The sequence below is a fragment of the Actinomycetospora sp. CA-084318 genome (assembly GCF_050955885.1).
GTDB lineage: Bacteria > Actinomycetota > Actinomycetes > Mycobacteriales > Pseudonocardiaceae > Actinomycetospora.
Map to the genome: position 1 here is coordinate 6,073,165 of NZ_CP192098.1, position 19,083 is coordinate 6,092,247.

18 protein-coding genes are annotated in these 19,083 nt (G+C 73.1%); 4 read left to right on the top strand and 14 right to left on the bottom strand.

The annotated features are described in order from the left end of the window. Positions 1-15: 15 nt before the first annotated feature. The gene (locus ACQPYX_RS29670) at positions 16-564 is read right to left on the bottom strand and encodes a carboxymuconolactone decarboxylase family protein (protein ID WP_433800836.1); all 549 of its coding nucleotides are present in this window, start codon (positions 562-564) and stop codon (positions 16-18) included. Positions 565-641: 77 nt separating this feature from the next. Between ACQPYX_RS29670 and ACQPYX_RS29675 the strand changes: the two genes are divergently transcribed. Beyond that, complete coding sequence (locus tag ACQPYX_RS29675; protein ID WP_433800837.1) at positions 642-1,544, top strand: NADP-dependent oxidoreductase; 903 nt, start codon at positions 642-644, stop codon at positions 1,542-1,544. A 27-nt stretch (positions 1,545-1,571) separates the two neighbouring features. Here ACQPYX_RS29675 and dnaB read toward each other — a convergent pair whose 3' ends face one another. The 9 genes from dnaB to ACQPYX_RS29720 form a co-directional block, all read right to left on the bottom strand. After that, complete coding sequence (gene dnaB / locus ACQPYX_RS29680) at positions 1,572-2,987, bottom strand: replicative DNA helicase (protein ID WP_433800838.1); 1,416 nt, start codon at positions 2,985-2,987, stop codon at positions 1,572-1,574. Positions 2,988-3,535: 548 nt separating this feature from the next. Beyond that, positions 3,536-3,988 (bottom strand): 50S ribosomal protein L9, encoded by a 453-nt coding sequence (gene rplI / locus ACQPYX_RS29685; protein ID WP_018330394.1) that lies wholly within the window; start codon positions 3,986-3,988, stop codon positions 3,536-3,538. A gap of 17 nt (positions 3,989-4,005) precedes the next feature. Continuing rightward, on the bottom strand, positions 4,006-4,242 hold the full coding sequence (gene rpsR / locus ACQPYX_RS29690) for a 30S ribosomal protein S18 (protein ID WP_018330393.1): 237 nt from the start codon (positions 4,240-4,242) through the stop codon (positions 4,006-4,008). A gap of 33 nt (positions 4,243-4,275) precedes the next feature. Beyond that, on the bottom strand, positions 4,276-4,821 hold the full coding sequence (locus ACQPYX_RS29695; protein ID WP_433800839.1) for a single-stranded DNA-binding protein: 546 nt from the start codon (positions 4,819-4,821) through the stop codon (positions 4,276-4,278). Position 4,822: 1 nt separating this feature from the next. Next, complete coding sequence (gene rpsF / locus ACQPYX_RS29700; RefSeq protein ID WP_433800840.1) at positions 4,823-5,146, bottom strand: 30S ribosomal protein S6; 324 nt, start codon at positions 5,144-5,146, stop codon at positions 4,823-4,825. Positions 5,147-5,295: 149 nt separating this feature from the next. Next, entirely contained in the window at positions 5,296-6,309 is a 1,014-nt protein-coding gene (locus ACQPYX_RS29705) for a hypothetical protein (RefSeq protein WP_433800841.1), read from the bottom strand. A 195-nt stretch (positions 6,310-6,504) separates the two neighbouring features. Further along, complete coding sequence (locus ACQPYX_RS29710; RefSeq protein ID WP_433800842.1) at positions 6,505-8,112, bottom strand: glycosyltransferase family 87 protein; 1,608 nt, start codon at positions 8,110-8,112, stop codon at positions 6,505-6,507. Between the two features lie 5 nt (positions 8,113-8,117). After that, positions 8,118-10,814, bottom strand: coding sequence for a transglycosylase domain-containing protein (locus ACQPYX_RS29715; RefSeq protein ID WP_433800843.1), 2,697 nt, complete (start codon positions 10,812-10,814; stop codon positions 8,118-8,120). A 64-nt stretch (positions 10,815-10,878) separates the two neighbouring features. Next, entirely contained in the window at positions 10,879-11,286 is a 408-nt protein-coding gene (locus tag ACQPYX_RS29720; protein ID WP_433800844.1) for a DUF5318 family protein, read from the bottom strand. 134 nt (positions 11,287-11,420) lie between these two features. Between ACQPYX_RS29720 and ACQPYX_RS29725 the strand changes: the two genes are divergently transcribed. Further along, on the top strand, positions 11,421-12,005 hold the full coding sequence (locus ACQPYX_RS29725) for a PadR family transcriptional regulator (protein ID WP_433800845.1): 585 nt from the start codon (positions 11,421-11,423) through the stop codon (positions 12,003-12,005). A gap of 13 nt (positions 12,006-12,018) precedes the next feature. Beyond that, positions 12,019-13,092, top strand: coding sequence for an inositol-3-phosphate synthase (locus ACQPYX_RS29730; protein ID WP_433800846.1), 1,074 nt, complete (start codon positions 12,019-12,021; stop codon positions 13,090-13,092). Positions 13,093-13,223: 131 nt separating this feature from the next. On the opposite strand, the gene ACQPYX_RS29735 is transcribed toward ACQPYX_RS29730, so the two are convergent. Then, positions 13,224-14,192 (bottom strand): hypothetical protein, encoded by a 969-nt coding sequence (locus tag ACQPYX_RS29735; protein WP_433800847.1) that lies wholly within the window; start codon positions 14,190-14,192, stop codon positions 13,224-13,226. 103 nt (positions 14,193-14,295) lie between these two features. Further along, a complete protein-coding gene (leuS, locus tag ACQPYX_RS29740; RefSeq protein WP_433800848.1) occupies positions 14,296-17,208 on the bottom strand; it encodes a leucine--tRNA ligase in 2,913 nt (970 codons plus the stop codon). Positions 17,209-17,311: 103 nt separating this feature from the next. Between leuS and ACQPYX_RS29745 the strand changes: the two genes are divergently transcribed. Further along, positions 17,312-17,785: an SdpI family protein gene (locus ACQPYX_RS29745; protein ID WP_433800849.1), complete on the top strand. Its 474-nt coding sequence runs from the start codon at positions 17,312-17,314 to the stop codon at positions 17,783-17,785. A 1-nt stretch (position 17,786) separates the two neighbouring features. Here ACQPYX_RS29745 and ACQPYX_RS29750 read toward each other — a convergent pair whose 3' ends face one another. Together ACQPYX_RS29750 and ACQPYX_RS29755 are read right to left on the bottom strand one after the other, a co-directional pair. Continuing rightward, a complete protein-coding gene (locus ACQPYX_RS29750; RefSeq protein ID WP_433800850.1) occupies positions 17,787-18,287 on the bottom strand; it encodes a DUF427 domain-containing protein in 501 nt (166 codons plus the stop codon). Between the two features lie 107 nt (positions 18,288-18,394). Continuing rightward, entirely contained in the window at positions 18,395-19,000 is a 606-nt protein-coding gene (locus ACQPYX_RS29755; RefSeq protein WP_433800851.1) for a YqgE/AlgH family protein, read from the bottom strand. Positions 19,001-19,083: the final 83 nt, after the last annotated feature.

Sequence of the window (19,083 nt, forward strand, 5' to 3'; positions counted from 1 at the left end):
CTGTCCGTTCGGTCGTCATTCCGCGGGAGCGAAGACGCGCAGGAGGTCGGCGAGCAGGCCGTAGTAGCCGACGAGGGCCGTCACCTCGACGAGCCGCTCCTCCCCGAGGACGTCCACCCACGCCCGGTAGGTGTCGTCGTCGACCGGCCCGTGGTGCAGGAGCGTGCGGGCGGCGGTGTCCGCGGTGTCCTCGACCGGGTCCGACCACGTGACGACGGTGTCCGTGGCGAGCGCGGCGAGCTCGTCGTCGGTGAGGCCCGCCCGCCGGGCGATCGGCTCGTGGGTGGCCCGCTCGAAGCGGCTCTCCCGCACCCCCGCGACGCGGAGGATCACCAGCTCGCGGGCGCGGTCGGACAGCGCCCCGGAGTAGCGCAGCGCCGCGCCCACGGCCTGCAGCGGCTCCCCGACGGCGGGATGGCGCAGCATCGCGTCGAACGGACCGCGCAGCGACCCGTCGTCGTTCACCAGCCCGCTGCCCGCCCGTGGCCCCGACGCGATGGCGTCGTAGACCCGGCGCGCCGCCGGGTCGAGCTCGTCGGGACGGAGACGCGAGGGTCGGGTCACACGCTCATCGTGCCCGGGAACATCCGCACCCGGCTCCGGTTGCCGTCCACAGGTATCGCGACGATCAGGAGCAGACCATGCGCGCAGCGCGCTTCCACCGCTACGGCGGCCCCGAGGTCCTCACGGTGGAGGAGGCGCCCGAACCGCACGCCGGTCCGGGCTCGATCCGGATCCGGGTGAGGGCCGCCAGCATCAACCCGATCGACTGGCTGTTCCGCTCGGGGGCCCTCGCCCAGGCCGTACCCCTGGAGCTGCCCGCCGTCCCGGGGCGGGATGCGGCAGGCGTGGTCGACGAGGTCGGGCCCGGCGTCGAGGGCGTCGAGCGGGGCGAGCTGGTGTTCGGGCTCGGTGGCCTGGCCGACACCACCGCCGAGTTCGCCGTCCTGACGGCCTGGGCCCCGGTCCCCCCGACGTGGAGCATCGAGGAGGCCGCGGCCGCCGGACTCGGCTCGGTGACCGCCCTGCGGGGCCTGTCGCCGCTCGGCGACCTCCGGGGCCGCACGCTCCTGATCGACGGCGTCTCCGGGGCCGTCGGCACCGCCGCCGCCGCGGCGGCGCTCCACGCCGGCGCCACCGTGATCGGCACCGCGCGCGAGGCCAACCACGCCGCCCTCCGGGACGCGGGCATCGTGCCCACCACCTACGGCCCGGGCCTGCCCGAGCGGGTCAGCGAGCTCGCGCCGCAGGGCGTCGACATCGCCCTGCACGCCGCACCCTCCGACGCCCTGGCGACCCTCGTCGAGATCGTCGGTGACCCGGCCCGGGTGGTGACCGTGCTCGACCGCGAGGGGGCCGCGCGCCTCGGGACGCACCAGGTCGACGCCGAGAACGACTCCGCCGTGCTGGCCGCCGCCGCCGAGCTCGGGCGGGACGGCCACTACCGGCCGCGGGTCGCCCACGTCCTCCCGCTCGAGGAGATCGCGAAGGCCCACGAGCTCGCCGAGGGTGGCGGGGGCAAGGTCGTCGTCACCCTGGACTGAACGACCGCCGGTGCCGACCCCGCCCGCTCAGCCGCGGGCGAGGTCGGCGAACCGGCTGTAGTGCAGCTGGTGGGCGATCGGGATCGTCGCGGTGGGCCCGTTGCGGTGCTTGGCCAGGATGATGTCGGCCTCGCCCGCGCGGGGGTCGTCGCGCTCGAACGCGTCGGGTCGGTTGATCAGCATGACCATGTCGGCGTCCTGCTCCAGCGACCCGGACTCACGCAGGTCGGAGAGCTGCGGCTTCTTGTCGGTGCGCTGCTCGGGACCACGATTGAGCTGGCTCATCGCGACCAGCGGGATCTCCAGCTCCTTGGCCAGCAGCTTCAGCTGCCGGGAGAACTCCGAGACCTCCTGCTGGCGGCTCTCGACCTTCTTGCCGGAGGTCATCAGCTGCATGTAGTCGAGGATGATCAGGCGCAGGTCGTGCCGCTGCTTGAGCCGGCGCGCCTTCGCCCGGATCTCCATGATCGTCATGTTCGGCGAGTCGTCGATGAACAGCGGCGCCTCGGAGATCTCGCTCATCCGGCGGGCGAGGCGGGTCCAGTCGTCGTCGGTCATCGTGCCGGCGCGCATGTCGGCCAGACGGATCTTCGCCTCGGCCGAGAGCATGCGCATGACGATCTCGGTGCGGCTCATCTCCAGCGAGAACACCGCGCTCGTGAGCCCGTGCTTCACGCTCGCGGAGCGGGCGAAATCCAAACCTAGAGTAGATTTTCCAATTCCCGGCCTGGCCGCCACGATGATCATCTGTCCGGCGTGCAAGCCGTTCGTGACGTCGTCGAGGTCGGCGAACCCCGTCGGCACGCCGAAGGAGACGCCACCGCGCGAGGCGATCGCGTCGATCTCGTCCATCGTCGGCTGGAGGACGTCCTCGAGGGCCACGTAGTCCTCGGTGACCCGCCGGTCGGTGACCTCGTAGACGGCGGCCTGGGCCCGGTCGACGATGTCGTCGGTGTCCGCCCCCTCGCCCCCGTGGTAGCCGAGCTGGACGATGCGGGTGCCGGCCTCGACGAGACGCCGCAGGACGGCGCGGTCGGCCACGATCTCGGCGTAGTACGAGGCGTTCGCCGCGGTGGGGACGCTGGCGATGAGCGTGTGCAGGTAGGGCGCGCCGCCGATGCGCAGCAGCTCGCCCCGGCGCTCGAGATCGGCGGAGACGGTGACCGCGTCGGCCGGCTCGCCGCGGCCGTACAGGTCGAGCACGCACTCGTAGACGGTCTGGTGCGCCGGCCGGTAGAAGTCGTCGGGCTTGAGCAGCTCGATGACGTCGGCGATCGCGTCCTTGCTCAGCAGGACGGCGCCGAGCACGGACTGCTCGGCCGCGATGTCCTGCGGGGGCTGCCGGTCGAACTCCGGCCGCCCCTCGCCGTCGCCGGACCGGGAGCGCTGGCCGCCGAACCCGCCGTCGCGTCCGCCCGCGCCCCGCTCGTCGAGCACCGCCACGATCGCTCCTCCCACCCGTCGGACCTGACCACCGGCCCCGTCGAACGCACGTTCGCACGAGGGTCCGACAGTCACGCCGTGCACCCGCCGTGGCGCACGCTAGGGCCGCCTCCCCCGGGGCCGCGAGGCGGTGGTGTGCACGCCCCTGTGCATGGAGTGGGGACCGACGACCATGCACAGGCCCCCGAGGTGGGCACACCTGGGGACAACCTGTTGGCAACCCACTCAGATTCGACGTCGTCGCAGGTCAGCGGGTTGACCACCCTGGGGACAACAAGTGGATCGGCATGTCGTCGCGTGAGATCACCGGCGTGTCGCGACACGACCACGGGACGTGGCGGCGACCGGCCGACGGCGGTCGCCGGACGGCGTGGTGACCGATTCGTGACCTCTCGGCGCACCGTGAGCGACTTGTCCACAGGCAGTGACGACGACCTTGAGACCCCTCGCCGATCGGCAGCCGGAGCCCGTCGTCGAACGACCCCCGGACACACGTCGGGCCCCGGACCGACGACGCGGTCCGGGGCCCGAGGTGGGAGTGCTGCGGGTCAGATGCCCTGCACGGCCAGCGGGAGCTCGACGCGCACGTCCGGGTGGAGCCGGACGTGGACCGAGTGCGACCCGGTGGACTTGATGTGACCGGAGATCTCGACGAGGCGCTTGTCGAGGTTCGGGCCGCCCGCGGACTTCACCGCGGACACGATGTCGGCGGCGCTGATCGAGCCGAACAGCTTGCCGCCCTCGCCGGCCGACTTGGCGGCGACGGTGACCTTGCCGAGGCCCTGGATCTCGCCGGCGATCTCGCGGGCGTGGTCCAGGTCGCGGATCCGCTTGCCCTCCTGGGTGCGGCGGATCGTCTCGACCTGCTTCATCGCACCCCGGGTGGCCACGATGGCCAGCCCGCGGGGCAGCAGGAAGTTGCGCCCGTAGCCGTCCTTGACGTCCACGAGGTCGCCGGGGCCACCGAGGTTGGCGACGTCGGCGGTGAGGATGAGCTTCATCGCGTGGGTCCCCTTCCTCAGCGCGCGGTCGACGTGTAGGGCAGCAGCGCCATCTCACGCGAGTTCTTCACGGCGACGGCGACGTCCCGCTGGTGCTGCGAGCAGTTGCCCGAGACCCGGCGGGCGCGGATCTTGCCGCGGTCCGAGATGTACTTGCGGAGGAGGTTGGTGTCCTTGTAGTCGATCAGCTGGTTCTTGTCCTTGCAGAACGCGCAGACCTTCTTCTTGGGCTTGCGCACCGGCGGCTTCGCCATGGTGTCTCTATCTCCTGGTGATGATTCTGGGGATCAGAAGGGGGGCTCGTCGTCGTACCCGCCGGCACCGGACGAACCGGCGGCGGGCGCGGAGGCCCACGGGTCGTCGGCCGGGCCGGACTGGCCACCGCCGCCGTACCCGCCGCCACCGGAGTAGCCGCCGCCGTTGGAGGCGCCGTAGCCGCCCCCACCGCCGCCGGGTCCGCCACCGGAGCGGCTGGCCTTGGTCACCGACGCGGTCGCGTACCGCAGCGAGGGGCCGACCTCGTCGACCTCGAGCTCGATGACGGTGCGCTTCTCCCCTTCACGGGTCTCGAACGAGCGCTGCTTGAGACGGCCGGACACGATGACCCGCGCTCCGCGGGTCAGCGACTCGGCGACGTTCTCGGCGGCCTGGCGCCAGATGTTGCAGCGCAGGAAGAGCGCCTCCCCGTCCTTCCACTCGCCGCTCTGGCGGTCGAAGGTGCGGGGGGTCGACGCGACGGTGAAGTTCGCGACGGCGGCGCCCGACGGCGTGAACCGCAGCTCCGGGTCGGCGGTCAGGTTGCCGACCACGGTGATGACGGTGTCGCCGGCCATGTCAGACCTTGCCCCGGCGGGCCGCGGCGTTCGGGTCGCGACGCATGACCTTGGTGCGCAGCACCGACTCGTTCAGCGCGAGCTGCCGGTCCATCTCCTTGATGGTGGCGGGCTCGCAGTTGACGTCGAGGACGGCGTAGATGCCCTCGGCGTTCTTCTCGATCTCGTAGGCGAGACGTCGACGGCCCCAGACCTCGACGTTCTCGACGGTGCCGCCGTCCTTGCGGATGACGTTGAGGAACGTCTCCAGGGACGGGGCCACGGTGCGCTCGTCGAGACTCGGCTCGAGGATCACGACCATTTCGTAGTGGCGCACGAGAACCACTCACCTCCCATGGGCTGGCGGCCACGGACGATCCGTGGCAGGAGGGAACTCGGTCCGACCAGTCTACGGGCGGCGTCCGAGACGACGACGGGCGGGCCGGGGAAGACCCCGACCCGCCCGAGTTGGTCCCTCGTGGGTTCCGACGCAGCTCAGCGGCGCGTGGTTCCCGTCAGTTCGGTCCCGCCCGCGGCGGGGAAGCCGTTCGCCGGCGACTCCGGGGCCTGCCCGTGCCGCGCGGTGAACTCCTCCATCGAGCCGATCGCGTAGTCGTCGTCCTCCGCGTGCCCGTCCCCGGTGTTCCCGACGACGGGTGCGGCCGGCCCGGCGGCCGCGACGCTCGCGCCGGCGGCACGCCGCAGCACCATCGAGCGGACGACGAAGGCGGCGACGCCCGCCAGGGCGAGGACCGCGAGCATGACCGGGACGCCCATGCCGCCGGAGAGGCCGTCGACGGGCAGCGCCTGGACCTGGCTGGCGGTGGTCACCGCGCTCGCCGGGTCGTAGCCGAGGTACGCGGGGGCACCGGCCTTGAGGCCGGGGAAGGCCGAGCCGAGCAGCTGGCCGGGGTCGTAGGCCGGGAGCCCGGCGGGCGCGGAGCCGACGGCGGGGGTCCCGAGGAACGACGAGGGCAGCGCGTTGAACGACGGCGCGAAGGCCGGCGCGGCGAGCGCGGCCGGGGGGAGCGCCGGGGCCGGGGCGACCATCGGGGCCGCCGGGGCGGCCGGCACGGCGGCAGCGGCCGCGGTCGGGCTCGCGGCCGCGGCGGAGGGCTGCGCGGCCTGCGGGTCGAGGGCGGCGCGCGAGCCGCTCGCCACCGCGGAGGCGAGCGGGGCGGCCGGCGGCACCGCCGCGGCCGCGGCCGTCGCCACCGGCTCGACCAGCTGGACCTGCACCTGGCAGAGCAGCCCGGTCAGCGGCCGGGTGATCGACTGCAGCGGACCCGCCGCCGAGGTGATCGGCACGAGGAAGGGCGCGCCGAGGGTCGGGGTGACCTGGACGGAGTCGCCCGGGCTCGCCTGGACCGTCTGCCCGCAGCGCGCCGGGACGACGTCGCCGGGCGCGGCGGGCGCCGCGAGGGCCACACCACCGCCGAGGACCAGTGCCGCGGTGAGGACACCTCCGGCCGCAGCGACCGACACCAGACGCGAGAACCGCGCACCCATCAGCTTCGACCCCTTCTCACACCAACGCTGCCCGCCGTCTCCCGGTCCAGCACATGCCCCGTGCGCGGACGTCGGAGGAGACGGTCGAACCCCCAACGACGCACTGGTCCGGTGGTGACGCACGCGTCACCGATCCGTCACGGTCGGGCCACGGGGGGTGCGGTCCGCTCTGGTCCGGGCGGGCCGTCCCGGTCCCTATCGAGTGGTCTCCGGCGTCCGGGCGTCGCCGACCGGGGTGCGGGAGGACCCGTCGTCGGGACGCCCGCGCCGCCGCACGAACCAGGGTGCGTCGGGGGCGCCGTCGAGGACCCCGCCGTCGGGATCCGCCCCGACCACCGGCGGACCGGGACGGCCCGGGCGCCGGCGCACCGGGTCGAACTCGGGTCGCAGCACGCTGCGCACGATCAGCAGCGCGACGGCGATCACGACGAGGTCGCGGAGCACGACCGCGCCGTAGAACCACGGCGCCGGCAGACCCTTGTTGTTGGTCCCGAGGTAGTAGTACATCCGCGGGACCCAGACGAACGCGTCGACCGCCATCCAGATCAGCAGCGGTTTCCACCGCGGGTAGGCGAGCACCGCCAGGGGGATCAGCCACAGCGAGTACTGCGGGCTCCACACCTTGTTCGTCAGCAGGAACGCGGCGACGACGAGGAAGGCGATCGCCGCGAACCGCGGCCGCACCGGGGCCCGCCACACCAGCAGGGCGATCGCGGCGCAGCAGAGCGCGAACAGCACGGCCGTGACCGCGTTCAGCACGCTCGGGGCCTGGCCCGGCGCCAGCGGCCCGTCGAACCCCGACCAGCCGGTGAGGGCGGCGACGATGTTGTAGAGCGAGTCCGGGTCGGCGGCCCGGGTGGAGTTCAGGCGGAAGAACTCCCACCAGCCGACGGGGGCGAGGACCGCGACCGGCGCGTTGACCACCACCCAGGCGCCGATCCCGGTCAGCGCGACCGTCCACCACGACCGCATCCGTCCCGCGCGCAGGCACAGCAGCAGCAGGGGGAACAGCAGGAACAGCGGGTAGAGCTTCGCGGCGGCCCCGAGCCCGAGCGCGAGCCCGGCCAGACCGGGTCGGCGCCGCGCCCACGCGAGCATGCCGAGCGTCGCACCGGCGACGGCGAGGGTGTCGAAATTGGTGAACGCGTGGACCGCGACGAGCGGGGAGACCGCGGCGATCGCCGCGTCCCACGGGCGGCCGGGACGCAGCCGCACCATCGCCCACACGACGCCGAGCCAGGCGAGGGCCAGCCAGAACGCGGACAGGTCGAAGTAGACGACCACCGGCAGGGCCGCGGGCAGCCCGAGCGTCAGCCAGCCCGCGGTGAGCCGGGCGTTGGCCCACTGGAAGAACCCGGTGAGCACCGGGTACTCCATGTAGCGCACCTGCGTGGTGCCGTCCTCGCGCTGGTCGACCCAGCTCGTCACGTACGGCACGCCGCCCTGGTCGAGCCGCTCGGCGGTGTAGAGCGGCACGGTGTCCGAGTAGCACATGGCGACGTACTGACGGCTGTCCCGCCAGTCGAGCTGGAGCTGGCCGGAGTCGTCGACGTACTGCTGCACGCACGGCGACTTCGCGAACCAGCCCAGCGCCAGCACGATCGTCGCGAGCAGCAGCACGACACGCAGCGGCGTGAAGAACCCGGCGCGGCCGACGACGGCGTGGGCACCGACCGGACCACCGACCGCCGCGCTCGCCGCGCGCACGAACCCGTCGTCGTGGGCCGGGAGCACCCGGGACGCGGCGTCGAGCGACTCGGGGTCGTGCGCGCGGCTGCGGGCGGGCGGGGCGTCAGCGGACACGCGGGTCAGCCACCGCCGCCACGGTCGAAGAAGTCCCCGAAGGGATTCCCGTTGTTCCCGTCGTTGTTGCGATCGCCGCCGTCGTTGTTGCCGTTGTTGCCGCCGTTGTCGCCGTTCCCGCCGTTGTTGTTGTCCCCGTTGTTGTTCCCGCCGTTGTCGCCGTTGTTGTTGCCGTTGTTCCCGCCGCCGTAGTTCACGCAGACCCCGTCGACGCAGTACTGGCCGCCGTTCTGGCCGTTCTGTCCGTCCGGGTTGTTCGGGTCCTGGCCGTCCGGCGGCTTCGGCGGCGACGGCGGGGTGCCGATGGCCTTGAAGTCGGAGAACTGCTCCACCGGCGCGTTGCGCAGCGCCTGGTTCATGTAGCGCTGCCAGATCTGGCCGGGGACGCCGCGACCGTAGATCGGCGCACCGCTCGAGGTCTTGATCGGCGAGTTGTCGTCCGTGCCGACCCAGACCGCCGTGGACATCTGCGGCGTGTAGCCGATCGTCCAGGCGTCGTTGTTCTGCCCCTTGACCGAGGACTGCACGGTGCCGGTCTTCGAGGCGACCGGCCGGCCGGCCGACAGCGGGATCTGCGAGTGCGACGCGACGTCGAGCATCGACTCGGTGACGTTGCGGGCGAGCTGCTGGCTGATCCGCTGCTCGCCGGCCGGGGCGCCGCCGTCGAACAGGACGCGCCCGTCGGCCGTCGTCACCCGGGTGACCATGTGCGGCCGGTGGTAGACGCCGTCGGCGGCGAAGGTGGCGTACGCCGAGGCCATGTCGCCGGGGCGGACCTCCTTGTCGCCGATCGAGATACCGCCGCTGGGGTTCGGCAGCTGCGCGGTGACGCCGACCTGGTGGGCCGCGTCGGCGACCTTCTGCGGCCCCACGTCGACACCGAGCTTGTAGAAGACGGTGTTGATCGACAGCGTCATCGCCGTCTTCAGGTCACAGTTCGGGCAGCTCTCGCCGTCGGAGTTCTCGACCTTGGTCCCGGCGATGGTCTGCGGCGTCGACCCGTCGTAGGTCGTCCCGAGGCCGATCGGCGGGTTCTTCTCGAGCCCGGCGAGGAGCACGAACGGCTTGAACGACGACCCCGGCTGACGCGAGGTCTGGGCGTAGTCGAAGCCCGAGCCGTCGGTGCCCCCGTAGTAGGCCTTGACCGACCCGGTCTGGGGATCGATCGACACGAGCGCGGTGCGCAGGTTGGCCGGCTGGCCCTGCAGCGTCTTCGCCGCGGCGTCCGCCGCCTGCTGCTGGAGCTTCGGGTCGATCGTCGTCTCGACCTTCAGCCCCTCCTGGTTCACCTGCTGCTCGGTGATCCCGTAGGACGCGAGCTCGTCCTTGACCGCGGTGACGATGTGGCCCCGGTCGTTGTCCGGGATGCCGGTGCGGGCCTTCGACGGCGGGATCGTCGTCGGGAAGACCGCCGCCTGTCGGTCGGTGCGCGAGAGCCAGTTCTGGTCGACCATGCCGTCGAGCACGTAGTTCCAGCGCTGCTGCGAGCCGCCGCGGTCGACCGCCGGGTCCCACTTCGACGGCGCCTGGATGAGGCCCGCGAGCATCGCGCCCTCGCTCGGGCTCAACGTGGCGACGTCCCGCCCGAAGTACGCCTGCGAGGCGGCCTGGATGCCGTACGCGCCCCGGCCGAAGTAGATCGTGTTCAGGTAGTTCTCGAGGATCTGCTCCTTCGACTCCTCCTGGTTGATCTTCGCCGCGATGACGACCTCGCGGTACTTGCGCCAGTAGGAGTGTTCGTCGCCCACGAGCACGTTCTTCACGTACTGCTGGGTGATCGTCGACCCGCCGCCGGTCCCGCCCTGCGCCTGGTTCCAGGCCGCGCGGGCGATGCCGATGGGGTCGAAGCCGTAGTTGGTGTAGAAGCTGCGGTCCTCCGCGGAGGCCACCGCGTGCTGCACCGGCAGGGGCACCTGCGAGAGCGGCACCTTGATCCGGTTGCCCTCCGCCTGCGCGAGGGTCGCGAGCGGACTCCCGTCGGAGTACGCGATCGTCGCGACCTGGTTGTTGGTCGCGTCGTCCGGGCTCGGGATGCGGAAGAAGATCCAGCCGACCGCGAAGGCCAGGACCGGCCCCAGGATCAGGAGGCCGAGCAGGACGTAGACGACCCGCCGGATGCGGCGGCCCCGGCGCTTCGGGTCGGGCGCGTCGTCGTCGCCCCCGCGGACGGGCGGGGTCCCGGGCGGCGGGGTGCGGGAGCCGGCCCGACCGGGCGCCGCGGTCCCCTGCACGACGTCGGTCGCCGCGGTGGGCGCGGTCCCGGGCCGACCGCCGGCGCGGGCCCCGGCGCTCGCGCGGGTGGGGGCGGCCGCCGCGGCGGCGGTCGCCAGCGGGCGCGAGCCGTCGTGGGTCAGCAGCCGCGGCTCGGGCCGCTGGTCGGCGGCGGGGCGCCGGGAGTCGGGGAAGGGGCCGCCCACGCGGGTCGCGTTCGGGCCGGCCTGCCCGTTCCCGACGACGGGTCGGGCCGGGTCCGCGCCGGGCGTCGGTCCGACCCGGGTGGGCGCCGGGGCGGGCCGACCGTTCGGTCCGCCGGAGCCACCGTTGTTCGGGCCGGCACCGTTCGGACCCTGGGGGCCTCGTCCGGGCGGCACGGGCGACCATCCGGGCGGCAGGTTGCCCCGCGGACCCGCCGGTGGCGGGCCGGCCGTCGGGGGCGCGGCGCCGCCGGCGGGACGACGGTCACCTCGACGGTCGTCGGTCACGTGGCGCCTCCCAGGAACATCTCGGCCGGGTGCGACGTCGTCTCAGGTCGCGCCCACCGCGGCGTCAGGGCGAGGCCGTGCGACGCCGACGGCGACCCGATCCCGAGGCGTCGTCCGCTCCCAAGACGTAGGACTGTACGAGGTGGTTCCACCGGCACGTACGGCAGACCTCCACCACGTGCACCGTGAACTCGCCCGCCGCGTCGTCCAACCGAGCGATCTCGTCGGCCGAACGGGCGGACCCGGACACCGGACCGAGCCGGTCGCCGAACACCCAGGACACGTTGACGAGGTCGTCGCGGCGGCACAGCGGGCAGGGCGTGGTGGTGCCGAGACCGTGGTACGCGGCGGCCTGGAGCAGGTAGGCCCCGGCGTCGCAGGCGTCCGCGGTCGAGGTGCGTCCGGCGGCCACGTCGGCGAGGTGCGCGCGGCGCTGCAGCGCGTAGTCGACGACCTGGCGGGGAGTGCGCACGCGTTCCAGCGTAGCCAGCGACCGGCCCGGGCGCGCCCGTCGCGGTGTGACGAGATCGTCGGCCGCGGTCGCCCGATGTATCGGGGCGATATGGTCGGCCGGTCGGGTCGTGGCGGAACGGGGAGGCGGGTGCGGTGCTGGAACTCGCCGTCCTGGGTCTCCTCCACGAGACCCCCATGCACGGCTACGAGCTGCGTAAACAGCTCCACGCCCGGCTGGGTCCGCTGCGCGCGTTCTCCTGGGGCTCCCTGTACCCGACGCTGCGGCGCCTGCAACGTGCCGCGCTGATCGCGGAGCAGGCGCCGGTCGGCGAGGAGCGCAGCTGGGCTCGGCAGGGACGCCGGAGCCGCAAGGTCTACGAGATCACCGCCGAGGGCAAGGACCGGCTCGACGAACTGCTCGGCGAGGCCGGGCCGCAGGCCTACGACGACGACGGGTTCGGCGTCCACCTGGCCTTCTTCTCCCGCACGCCCGCCGAGGTGCGCATGCGGATCCTGGAGGGCCGCCGACGCCGCGTCGAGGAACGCCGCGAGGGCCTGCGCTCGACGATCACGCGCACCGGCGAGCAGATCGACCGCTACACCCGGGAGCTGCACCGGATCGGCCTGGACACCACCGAGCGCGAGGTCCGGTGGCTCGACGAGCTCATCGACCACGAGCGGTCGCTGGGCAGCACCACCGACGAGGCGACGGGCCGGACCCGTCGTCCGGAACAGTAGAAGGAGACCATCCATGGGTCAGGTCCGAGTGGCCATCGTCGGCGTGGGCAACTGCGCCGCGTCGCTGGTCCAGGGCGTCACGTACTACGCCGACGCCGACCCGGCCGCCCGCGTGCCGGGTCTCATGCACGTCGACTTCGGCGGCTACCACGTCCGCGACCTGACGTTCGTCGCGGCGTTCGACGTGGACGCCAAGAAGGTGGGGCAGGACCTCGCCTCGGCGATCGTCGCGTCGGAGAACAACACCATCAAGATCGCCGACGTCGCCCCGACCGGCGTGACCGTCCAGCGCGGCCACACCCACGACGGTCTCGGCCGCTACTACCGCGAGACGATCACCGAGGCCGACGAGGAGCCGGTGGACGTCGTCGCGGCGCTGCGCGAGGCCCGCGCCGACGTGCTCGTGTCCTACCTGCCCGTGGGCTCGGAGGAGGCGGACAAGTTCTACGCGCAGTGCGCCATCGACGCGGGCGTCGCCTTCGTCAACGCCCTGCCCGTGTTCATCGCCTCCGACCCCGAGTGGGCGCAGAAGTTCACCGACGCGAACGTGCCGATCGTGGGCGACGACATCAAGTCCCAGGTCGGCGCCACCATCACCCACCGCGTGCTGGCGAAGCTGTTCGAGGACCGCGGCGTCCACCTCGACCGCACGATGCAGCTCAACGTCGGCGGCAACATGGACTTCAAGAACATGCTCGAGCGCGAGCGCCTGGAGTCGAAGAAGACGTCCAAGACCCAGTCGGTGACCTCGCAGATCGACCGCGACATGGGCAAGGACAACGTCCACATCGGCCCGTCGGACCACGTGCCGTGGCTCGACGACCGCAAGTGGGCCTACGTCCGCCTCGAGGGGCGCGCCTTCGGGGACGTGCCGCTGTCGCTGGAGTACAAGCTCGAGGTCTGGGACTCCCCGAACTCGGCCGGCATCATCATCGACGCCGTGCGCGCCGCGAAGATCGCGCTCGACCGCGGCATCGGCGGCCCGCTGCTCGCCACCTCGTCGTACTTCATGAAGTCCCCGCCCGTGCAGTACCGGGACTCGGTGGCCTACGACGCGGTGGAGTCGTTCATCCGCGGCGACTCCTGACCCCTTTTCCCGGCGTGAGGGGACCCCTCACGCTGCTGGGAGGGGCCGATCCTCCCCTCACGTCTGGACGAGTTCGGCCCGCCCCGTCGTGAGGGGACCTCTCACGTTGCCGGGGCGGGCCGATCCTCCCCTCACGACGGGTCGTGACGGGCGACGAGCGGCGGCCGTGGCCGACGCCGAGCGCGCTCGTGGGCGGCGGCGAGGTCGCGTTTGACCTGTGCCCTGGCCGTGCGCAGCACCCTGGGTCGGTGTTCGACGAGCACGACGTCGTGCTCGTTCATCAGCGATCGCCGTCGGTGGTCGCGGTCCTGGGCCTCCGGGCTCAGGTGGAACTCGACCGACTGGATCTCCCACGCGGCCGCGACCTCGTCCATCCACCCGTCCGGTGTGAACAGGTGTTCGTCGGTCGAGCCGAGGTGGACGGCCCGGTTCCACAGGATCTCGGGGAAGCCCTCGGCCGCCATCTCGAGAGCGATCTCCCGCGCCCAGGCCTCCGGCGCCGAGCGCACGCCCGCGGCGAGTTCGCCGAGCACCAGCCGGGGAAGGCGTGTCCCACGCCGGCTGCCCGCGTCGAGTTCGAGGGTCAGCCGCTCGACCGTGGTGAAGCGTTGCTGCACCGCCTCGGCGAGGAGGGCCCGCACCGGGTCGAGCCGGGTCATGCGCCGTGCCACGTCCAGCACGGCGCGCTCGAGGGGCGCGCACGGGAAGCCGTCGCGCCACACGGGTTCCGGGAGCGACCGCGTCCGCTCCAGGACGATGCCGTCACCGTTCAGACGACGGCGGGAGTGATCGACGAGGACGAGCACCGATCCGTCGTCGGGAAGGCGGCGCAGGCCGTGCCGACGGCACGCCGCCGCACCCGACAGCATGGAGCCGGTGCCCGCGAGACGGAGTGCGGCATCGCACCGCTCGTCCTCGTCCACGGTCCCGACCCGCAGGCGGATCTGGCCTCGTTCACCGGGCTCCCACTGACCCGAGGCGATGCGGTCGGCGATCGTCCCGTCGCCCACCCCGAGTTCGTGCAGCTCGACCCGCCGCGCCACGCCGTGCGGTGCGGCGTCGCGGACCGCCCGCCAGTCGACCTTCCGTCGCTTCCCCACACCAGCTCGGACGCACGCGGCGCGGTTTCGGCTCCATGCCGAATCGTGAGGGGAGGATCCGCCCGCTCCAACCTCGTGAGGGTTCCCCTCACGCGGGAGGGGGTCAGGGCACCACGTTCACCAGACGACCCGGCACCACGATCACCTTCCGCGGCTCGGCACCGGCGAGGAGCTCCACGACCTTCTCGTCCGCGAGGGCCGCGGCGCGCACCTCGTCCTCGTCCGCCGAGGCCGACACGGTCATCCGCGAGCGCACCTTGCCCTTGACCTGGATCGGGTACTCGAGGGTGTCCTCGACGAGCAGCGCCGGGTCGGCCACCGGGAAGTCCGCGTAGGCCAGCGACGCCTCGTGGCCCAGCTTCGACCACAGCTCCTCGGCCAGGTGCGGGCACAGCGGCGCGAGCATCAGGACCAGCGGCTCCGCGACCGAACGGGGGCACCCACCGTCGGGATAGGTCTTCGTCAGGTGGTTCGACAGCTCGATGAGCTTGGCCGCACCCGTGTTGTAGTGCAGCGCCGGGAAGTCGGCACGGACGCCGTCGATCGTGCGGTGCAGCAGGCGCAGCGTCTCGTCCGCGGGGTCGGCGTCGGACACCCGCAGCGACCCGTCGGTCTCGTCGACGAACAGCCGCCACACCCGCTGCAGGAAGCGCTGCGAGCCGACGACGTCGCGGGTCGACCAGGGGCGCGAGGCCTCCATCGGGCCGGTCGACATCTCGTAGAGCCGGAACGTGTCGGCGCCGTAGGTGGCGCACATGTCGTCCGGGGTCACCACGTTGCGCAGCGACTTGCCCATCTTCCCGTACTCCCGGGAGACGGGCTCACCGTTCCACGTGAATCCGGACCCGTCCTCCACGACCTCCTCGGCCGGCACGTACACGCCACGCGCGTCGGTGTACGCCCACGCCTGGATGTAGCCCTGGTTGAACAGGCGGCGGAACGGCTCGGAGGCCGACACGTGGCCGAGGTCGAACAGCACCTTCTGCCAGAACCGCGCGTAGAGCAGGTGCAGCACCGCGTGCTCGACACCGCCGACGTAGAGGTCGACGCCACCGGGATCGGCCGGGCCGAACACGTCGGGGCGCGGGCCGAGCCAGAACCGCTCGACGTCGGGGTCGACGAAGCGCTGGTCGTTGGTCGGGTCGAGGTAGCGCAGGTGGTACCAGCACGAGCCGGCCCACTGCGGCATCGTGTTCGTCTCGCGGACGTAGCGCGCCCACGCCCGCTCGTCGTCGGACGCGAGGTCGGCGGAGAACGTCGTCCACTCGGTCGCCCGGGCCAGCGGGGACTCCGGGGCGGAGTCGCGGTCGTCGGGGGCGAACGTCTTCGGCGCGTACTCGTCGACGTCGGGCAGCAGCACGGGCAGGTCCGACTCGGGCAGGGCGCGCGGGATCGAGGGCCCGCCGTCGGTCTCGCCGTCGGCGGCGTACGCGACCGGGAACGGCTCGCCCCAGTAGCGCTGCCGGCTGAACAGCCAGTCGCGCAGCTTGTACTGGACGACGGCCTCGCCGTCCCCGCGCTCGGCCAACCACGCGATGATCGTCGCCTTGGCCTCGTCGACCTCGAGCCCGTCCAGCGAGATCTCCTCGTTCGACGAGTTGATCGCCGCGCCCGCGCCGGTGTAGGCGTCGCCGTCGAAGTCCTCCGACGGCTGCACGGTCCGCCGGATCGGCAGCCCGAACACCGTCGCGAAGTCCCAGTCGCGCTGGTCCTGGCCGGGGACGGCCATGATCGCGCCGGTGCCGTAGCCCATGAGGACGTAGTCGGCGACGAAGACCGGCAGCGGCTCGCCGTTGACCGGGTTGACCGCCCACGCGCCGGTGAAGACGCCGGTCTTGTCGCGGGCCTCCTGGCGCTCCAGGTCGGACCGCGAGGCCACCACGCGCCGGTACTCCGTCACGGCGTCGCGCGGCGTCGGGGCGCCGCCGGTCCACCGGCCGTCCAGCTCCGCCTCGTCGGCGAGCGTGGGCCACGCGTCGGGGACGATCTCGTCGAGCAGCGGGTGCTCCGGCGCCACCACCATGTAGGTGGCGCCGAACAGGGTGTCGGGCCTCGTCGTGAAGACCTCGAGCACGTGCTCGCCGCTGCGGAACCGGACGGTGGCGCCCTGCGAGCGGCCGATCCAGTTGCGCTGCATCGCCTTGACCGAGTCGGGCCAGTCGACGCCGTCCAGGTCGTCGGCCAGCCGGTCGGCGTAGGCGGTGATCCGCATCATCCACTGGCGCAGGTTGCGCCGGAACACGGGGAAGTTGCCGCGCTCGGAGCGGCCGTCGGCGGTGACCTCCTCGTTGGAGAGCACCGTGCCCAACGCCGGGCACCAGTTGACGGGGGCGTCGGCGAGGTAGGCGAGGCGGTACCCGTCCAGGACGCGCTCCTGCTGGGGGCGCGACAGCGCCGACCACGCCCCGCCGTCGGGAAGGGCGCGCGTCCCGGCGGCGAACTCCGCCTCCAGCTCGTCGATCGGACGCGCGCGGTTCACCGTGGTGTCGAACCACGACCCGTGGATCTGGAGGAAGATCCACTGCGTCCAGCGGTAGAACTCGACGTCGGTGGTGGACACCGATCGACGCTTGTCGTGCGCCAGCCCGAGCCGGCGGATCTGGGCGCGATAGCGCTCGACGTTCGCCTCGGTGGTGGTCCGCGGGTGCGTGCCGGTCTGCACGGCGTACTGCTCCGCGGGCAGCCCGAACGCGTCGAAGCCCATCGTGTGCAGCACGGTGCGCCCGGTCATGCGCAGGAACCGGCCGAGGACGTCGGTCCCGATGAAGCCCAGCGGGTGCCCGACGTGCAGGCCCGCGCCGCTCGGGTACGGGAACATGTCCATCAGGTAGAACTTCTCGGTCGGGTCCAGCGTGCGGCCGTCGGCGAGCGGGCCCGAGGGGTTCGGGGTGTCGAAGGTGCCCTCGGCCTCCCACCGGTCCTGCCACCGCGCCTCGATCTGGTTCGCGAGCTCGGCGGTGTACCGGTAGGGCGGCGTGAGGGCCTCCCGCCGGGCGACGTCGGGCTGGGCGGTCACGGCGTTCCTCCTGGTCACCACAGGCCTCCGGCGCGATCCACAGCCGGGGCGGCGCCGGGTCCCGCGGGACCGGCGATTCGACCGTCGAGCCTACTCTGGGGACATGGTCGTCCCCGTCCTGGCCGTGGTGCTCGTCCTCGCGAGCCTCGTCGTCGCCGTCGTCGGCGTTCTCGCCGCCGTCCAGCGGCTGCCCCGCAACCGCGTGATCGGCGTGCGCACGGGCTGGACGATGGCCCGCGTCGACGCCTTCCGGCGCGCCAACCGGGTCGCCGCCCCGGCGTTCACCGGTGCGGGCGTGCTGGGTCTCGTCGCGGGGGTCGCCGCCCTGCTCAGCCCCGTCACGGTCGCCGCGGTGACGCTGCTCGTCGTCGGCGCCCTCGGCCTGCTCGTGCTGCTCGGGATCGGCGGCGTCCTCGGCGGGCGCTACGCCGGGGCCGACCGCGCGGCCACGCTCGAGGCGGAGAGCCGGCCCGCGCAGCCGTGCTCCGTCCCGGTTCCCGACGACGCCTGTGGTCCCGGGACGCGCTCGGCCTGCGCCGGCTCGTGCGCGGTCTGCCCGAAGGGCGCGGGCGGGTAGCTCACCAGCCCCAGGAGCCCGGCCCGCCCTTGAACGGGCCCACCACGTCCTTCGTGATCCACCCGCCGTAGAACCCGCCGGGCTGGGGCTCGACGCGCTCGCCGTCGAGCGTGATCTCGTCGAACGGGGCCGGGTAGAGGGCGACCCGGTCGGCGAGCTCGGGGTAGGTCGCGCTGACGTCGCCCTCGGGGTACCACCAGCCGACGTCGCCGAGCGTGGCGCCCGGGACCACGACGTCCACGTAGCGCGCGGTCCCCTTCCACTCGCAGACGGTGCGCCGCTGCGCCGGCCGGAGCACGCCCTCGGCGAAGGCGGTGCGCGGCAGGTAGAAGGTCGGCGGGTGGCTGGTCTCCAGCACCCGGATCAGGTCGTCGGTGTCCACCACGACCGTCCCGGCGTGCGTCACGACGCACCGCCGGTGGTCCCGCTCCGCCCGCGGCGGCCGGGGGTAGTCCCACACCGACTCCTGCCCCGGACCCGGGGTCTCACGCCTGATCCGCACGTCCCGGGACGCTACGCCGGACGCGGACCCGTCGTCGGGAACGAACGGGTCGTTCGTGCAGCAGGAAGCCACGAACGACTCGTTCGTCCGGAAGGAGACGCGGGGCCTCAGTTCCGCGTCGGCTCCGACACGTGCGTGGCGAGCAGCGCCAACGGCACGCCCTGACGGCGCAGGACGCCGCCCCAGAGGTCGTACCGGGCCGGGGCGAGCACGTCGTCGGGCAGGGCGGGCACCACGTACCAGTCACCGCGCGAGATCTCACCGGCCAGCTGACCGCGGTCCCACCCCGAGTAGCCCGCGAACACGCGCAGGCCCCGGACGCGGGGGGCGAGGGCGGCGGGGTCGCCGTCGAGGTCGACCAGCGCCACCGGGCCGCGGACGCCGACGACGCCCGGGGTGCCCGCCGGGTCCTCGCCGGTGCGCAGCGCGGCCAGACACAGGGCCGTCTTCTGCTCGACCGGCCCGCCGACGAACACCGCGCTCGGCCGGCTGATGTGCGGCCCCCACGTCGGCAGCACGTCGGAGACGGCGACCTCGCTCGGCCGGTTCAGGATCACGCCGAGCGTGCCCTCCCGGCGGTGGTCGATGACGAACACCACCGTGCGCGCGAAGTTCGGGTCGGTGAGGGAGGGCGCGGCGACCAGGAGCGTGCCGGCCTCGACCGAGTACGCCGACCGCTCGGCGGGTTCACCGCGGGTTCCCTCGGCCACCACCCCATCGTGACACCACCGCCGGGCCCCGGTCAGCCCGACCGGCCCCGGACGCGGCCCGCGTCACCTGACCGGACTCCCGGGGC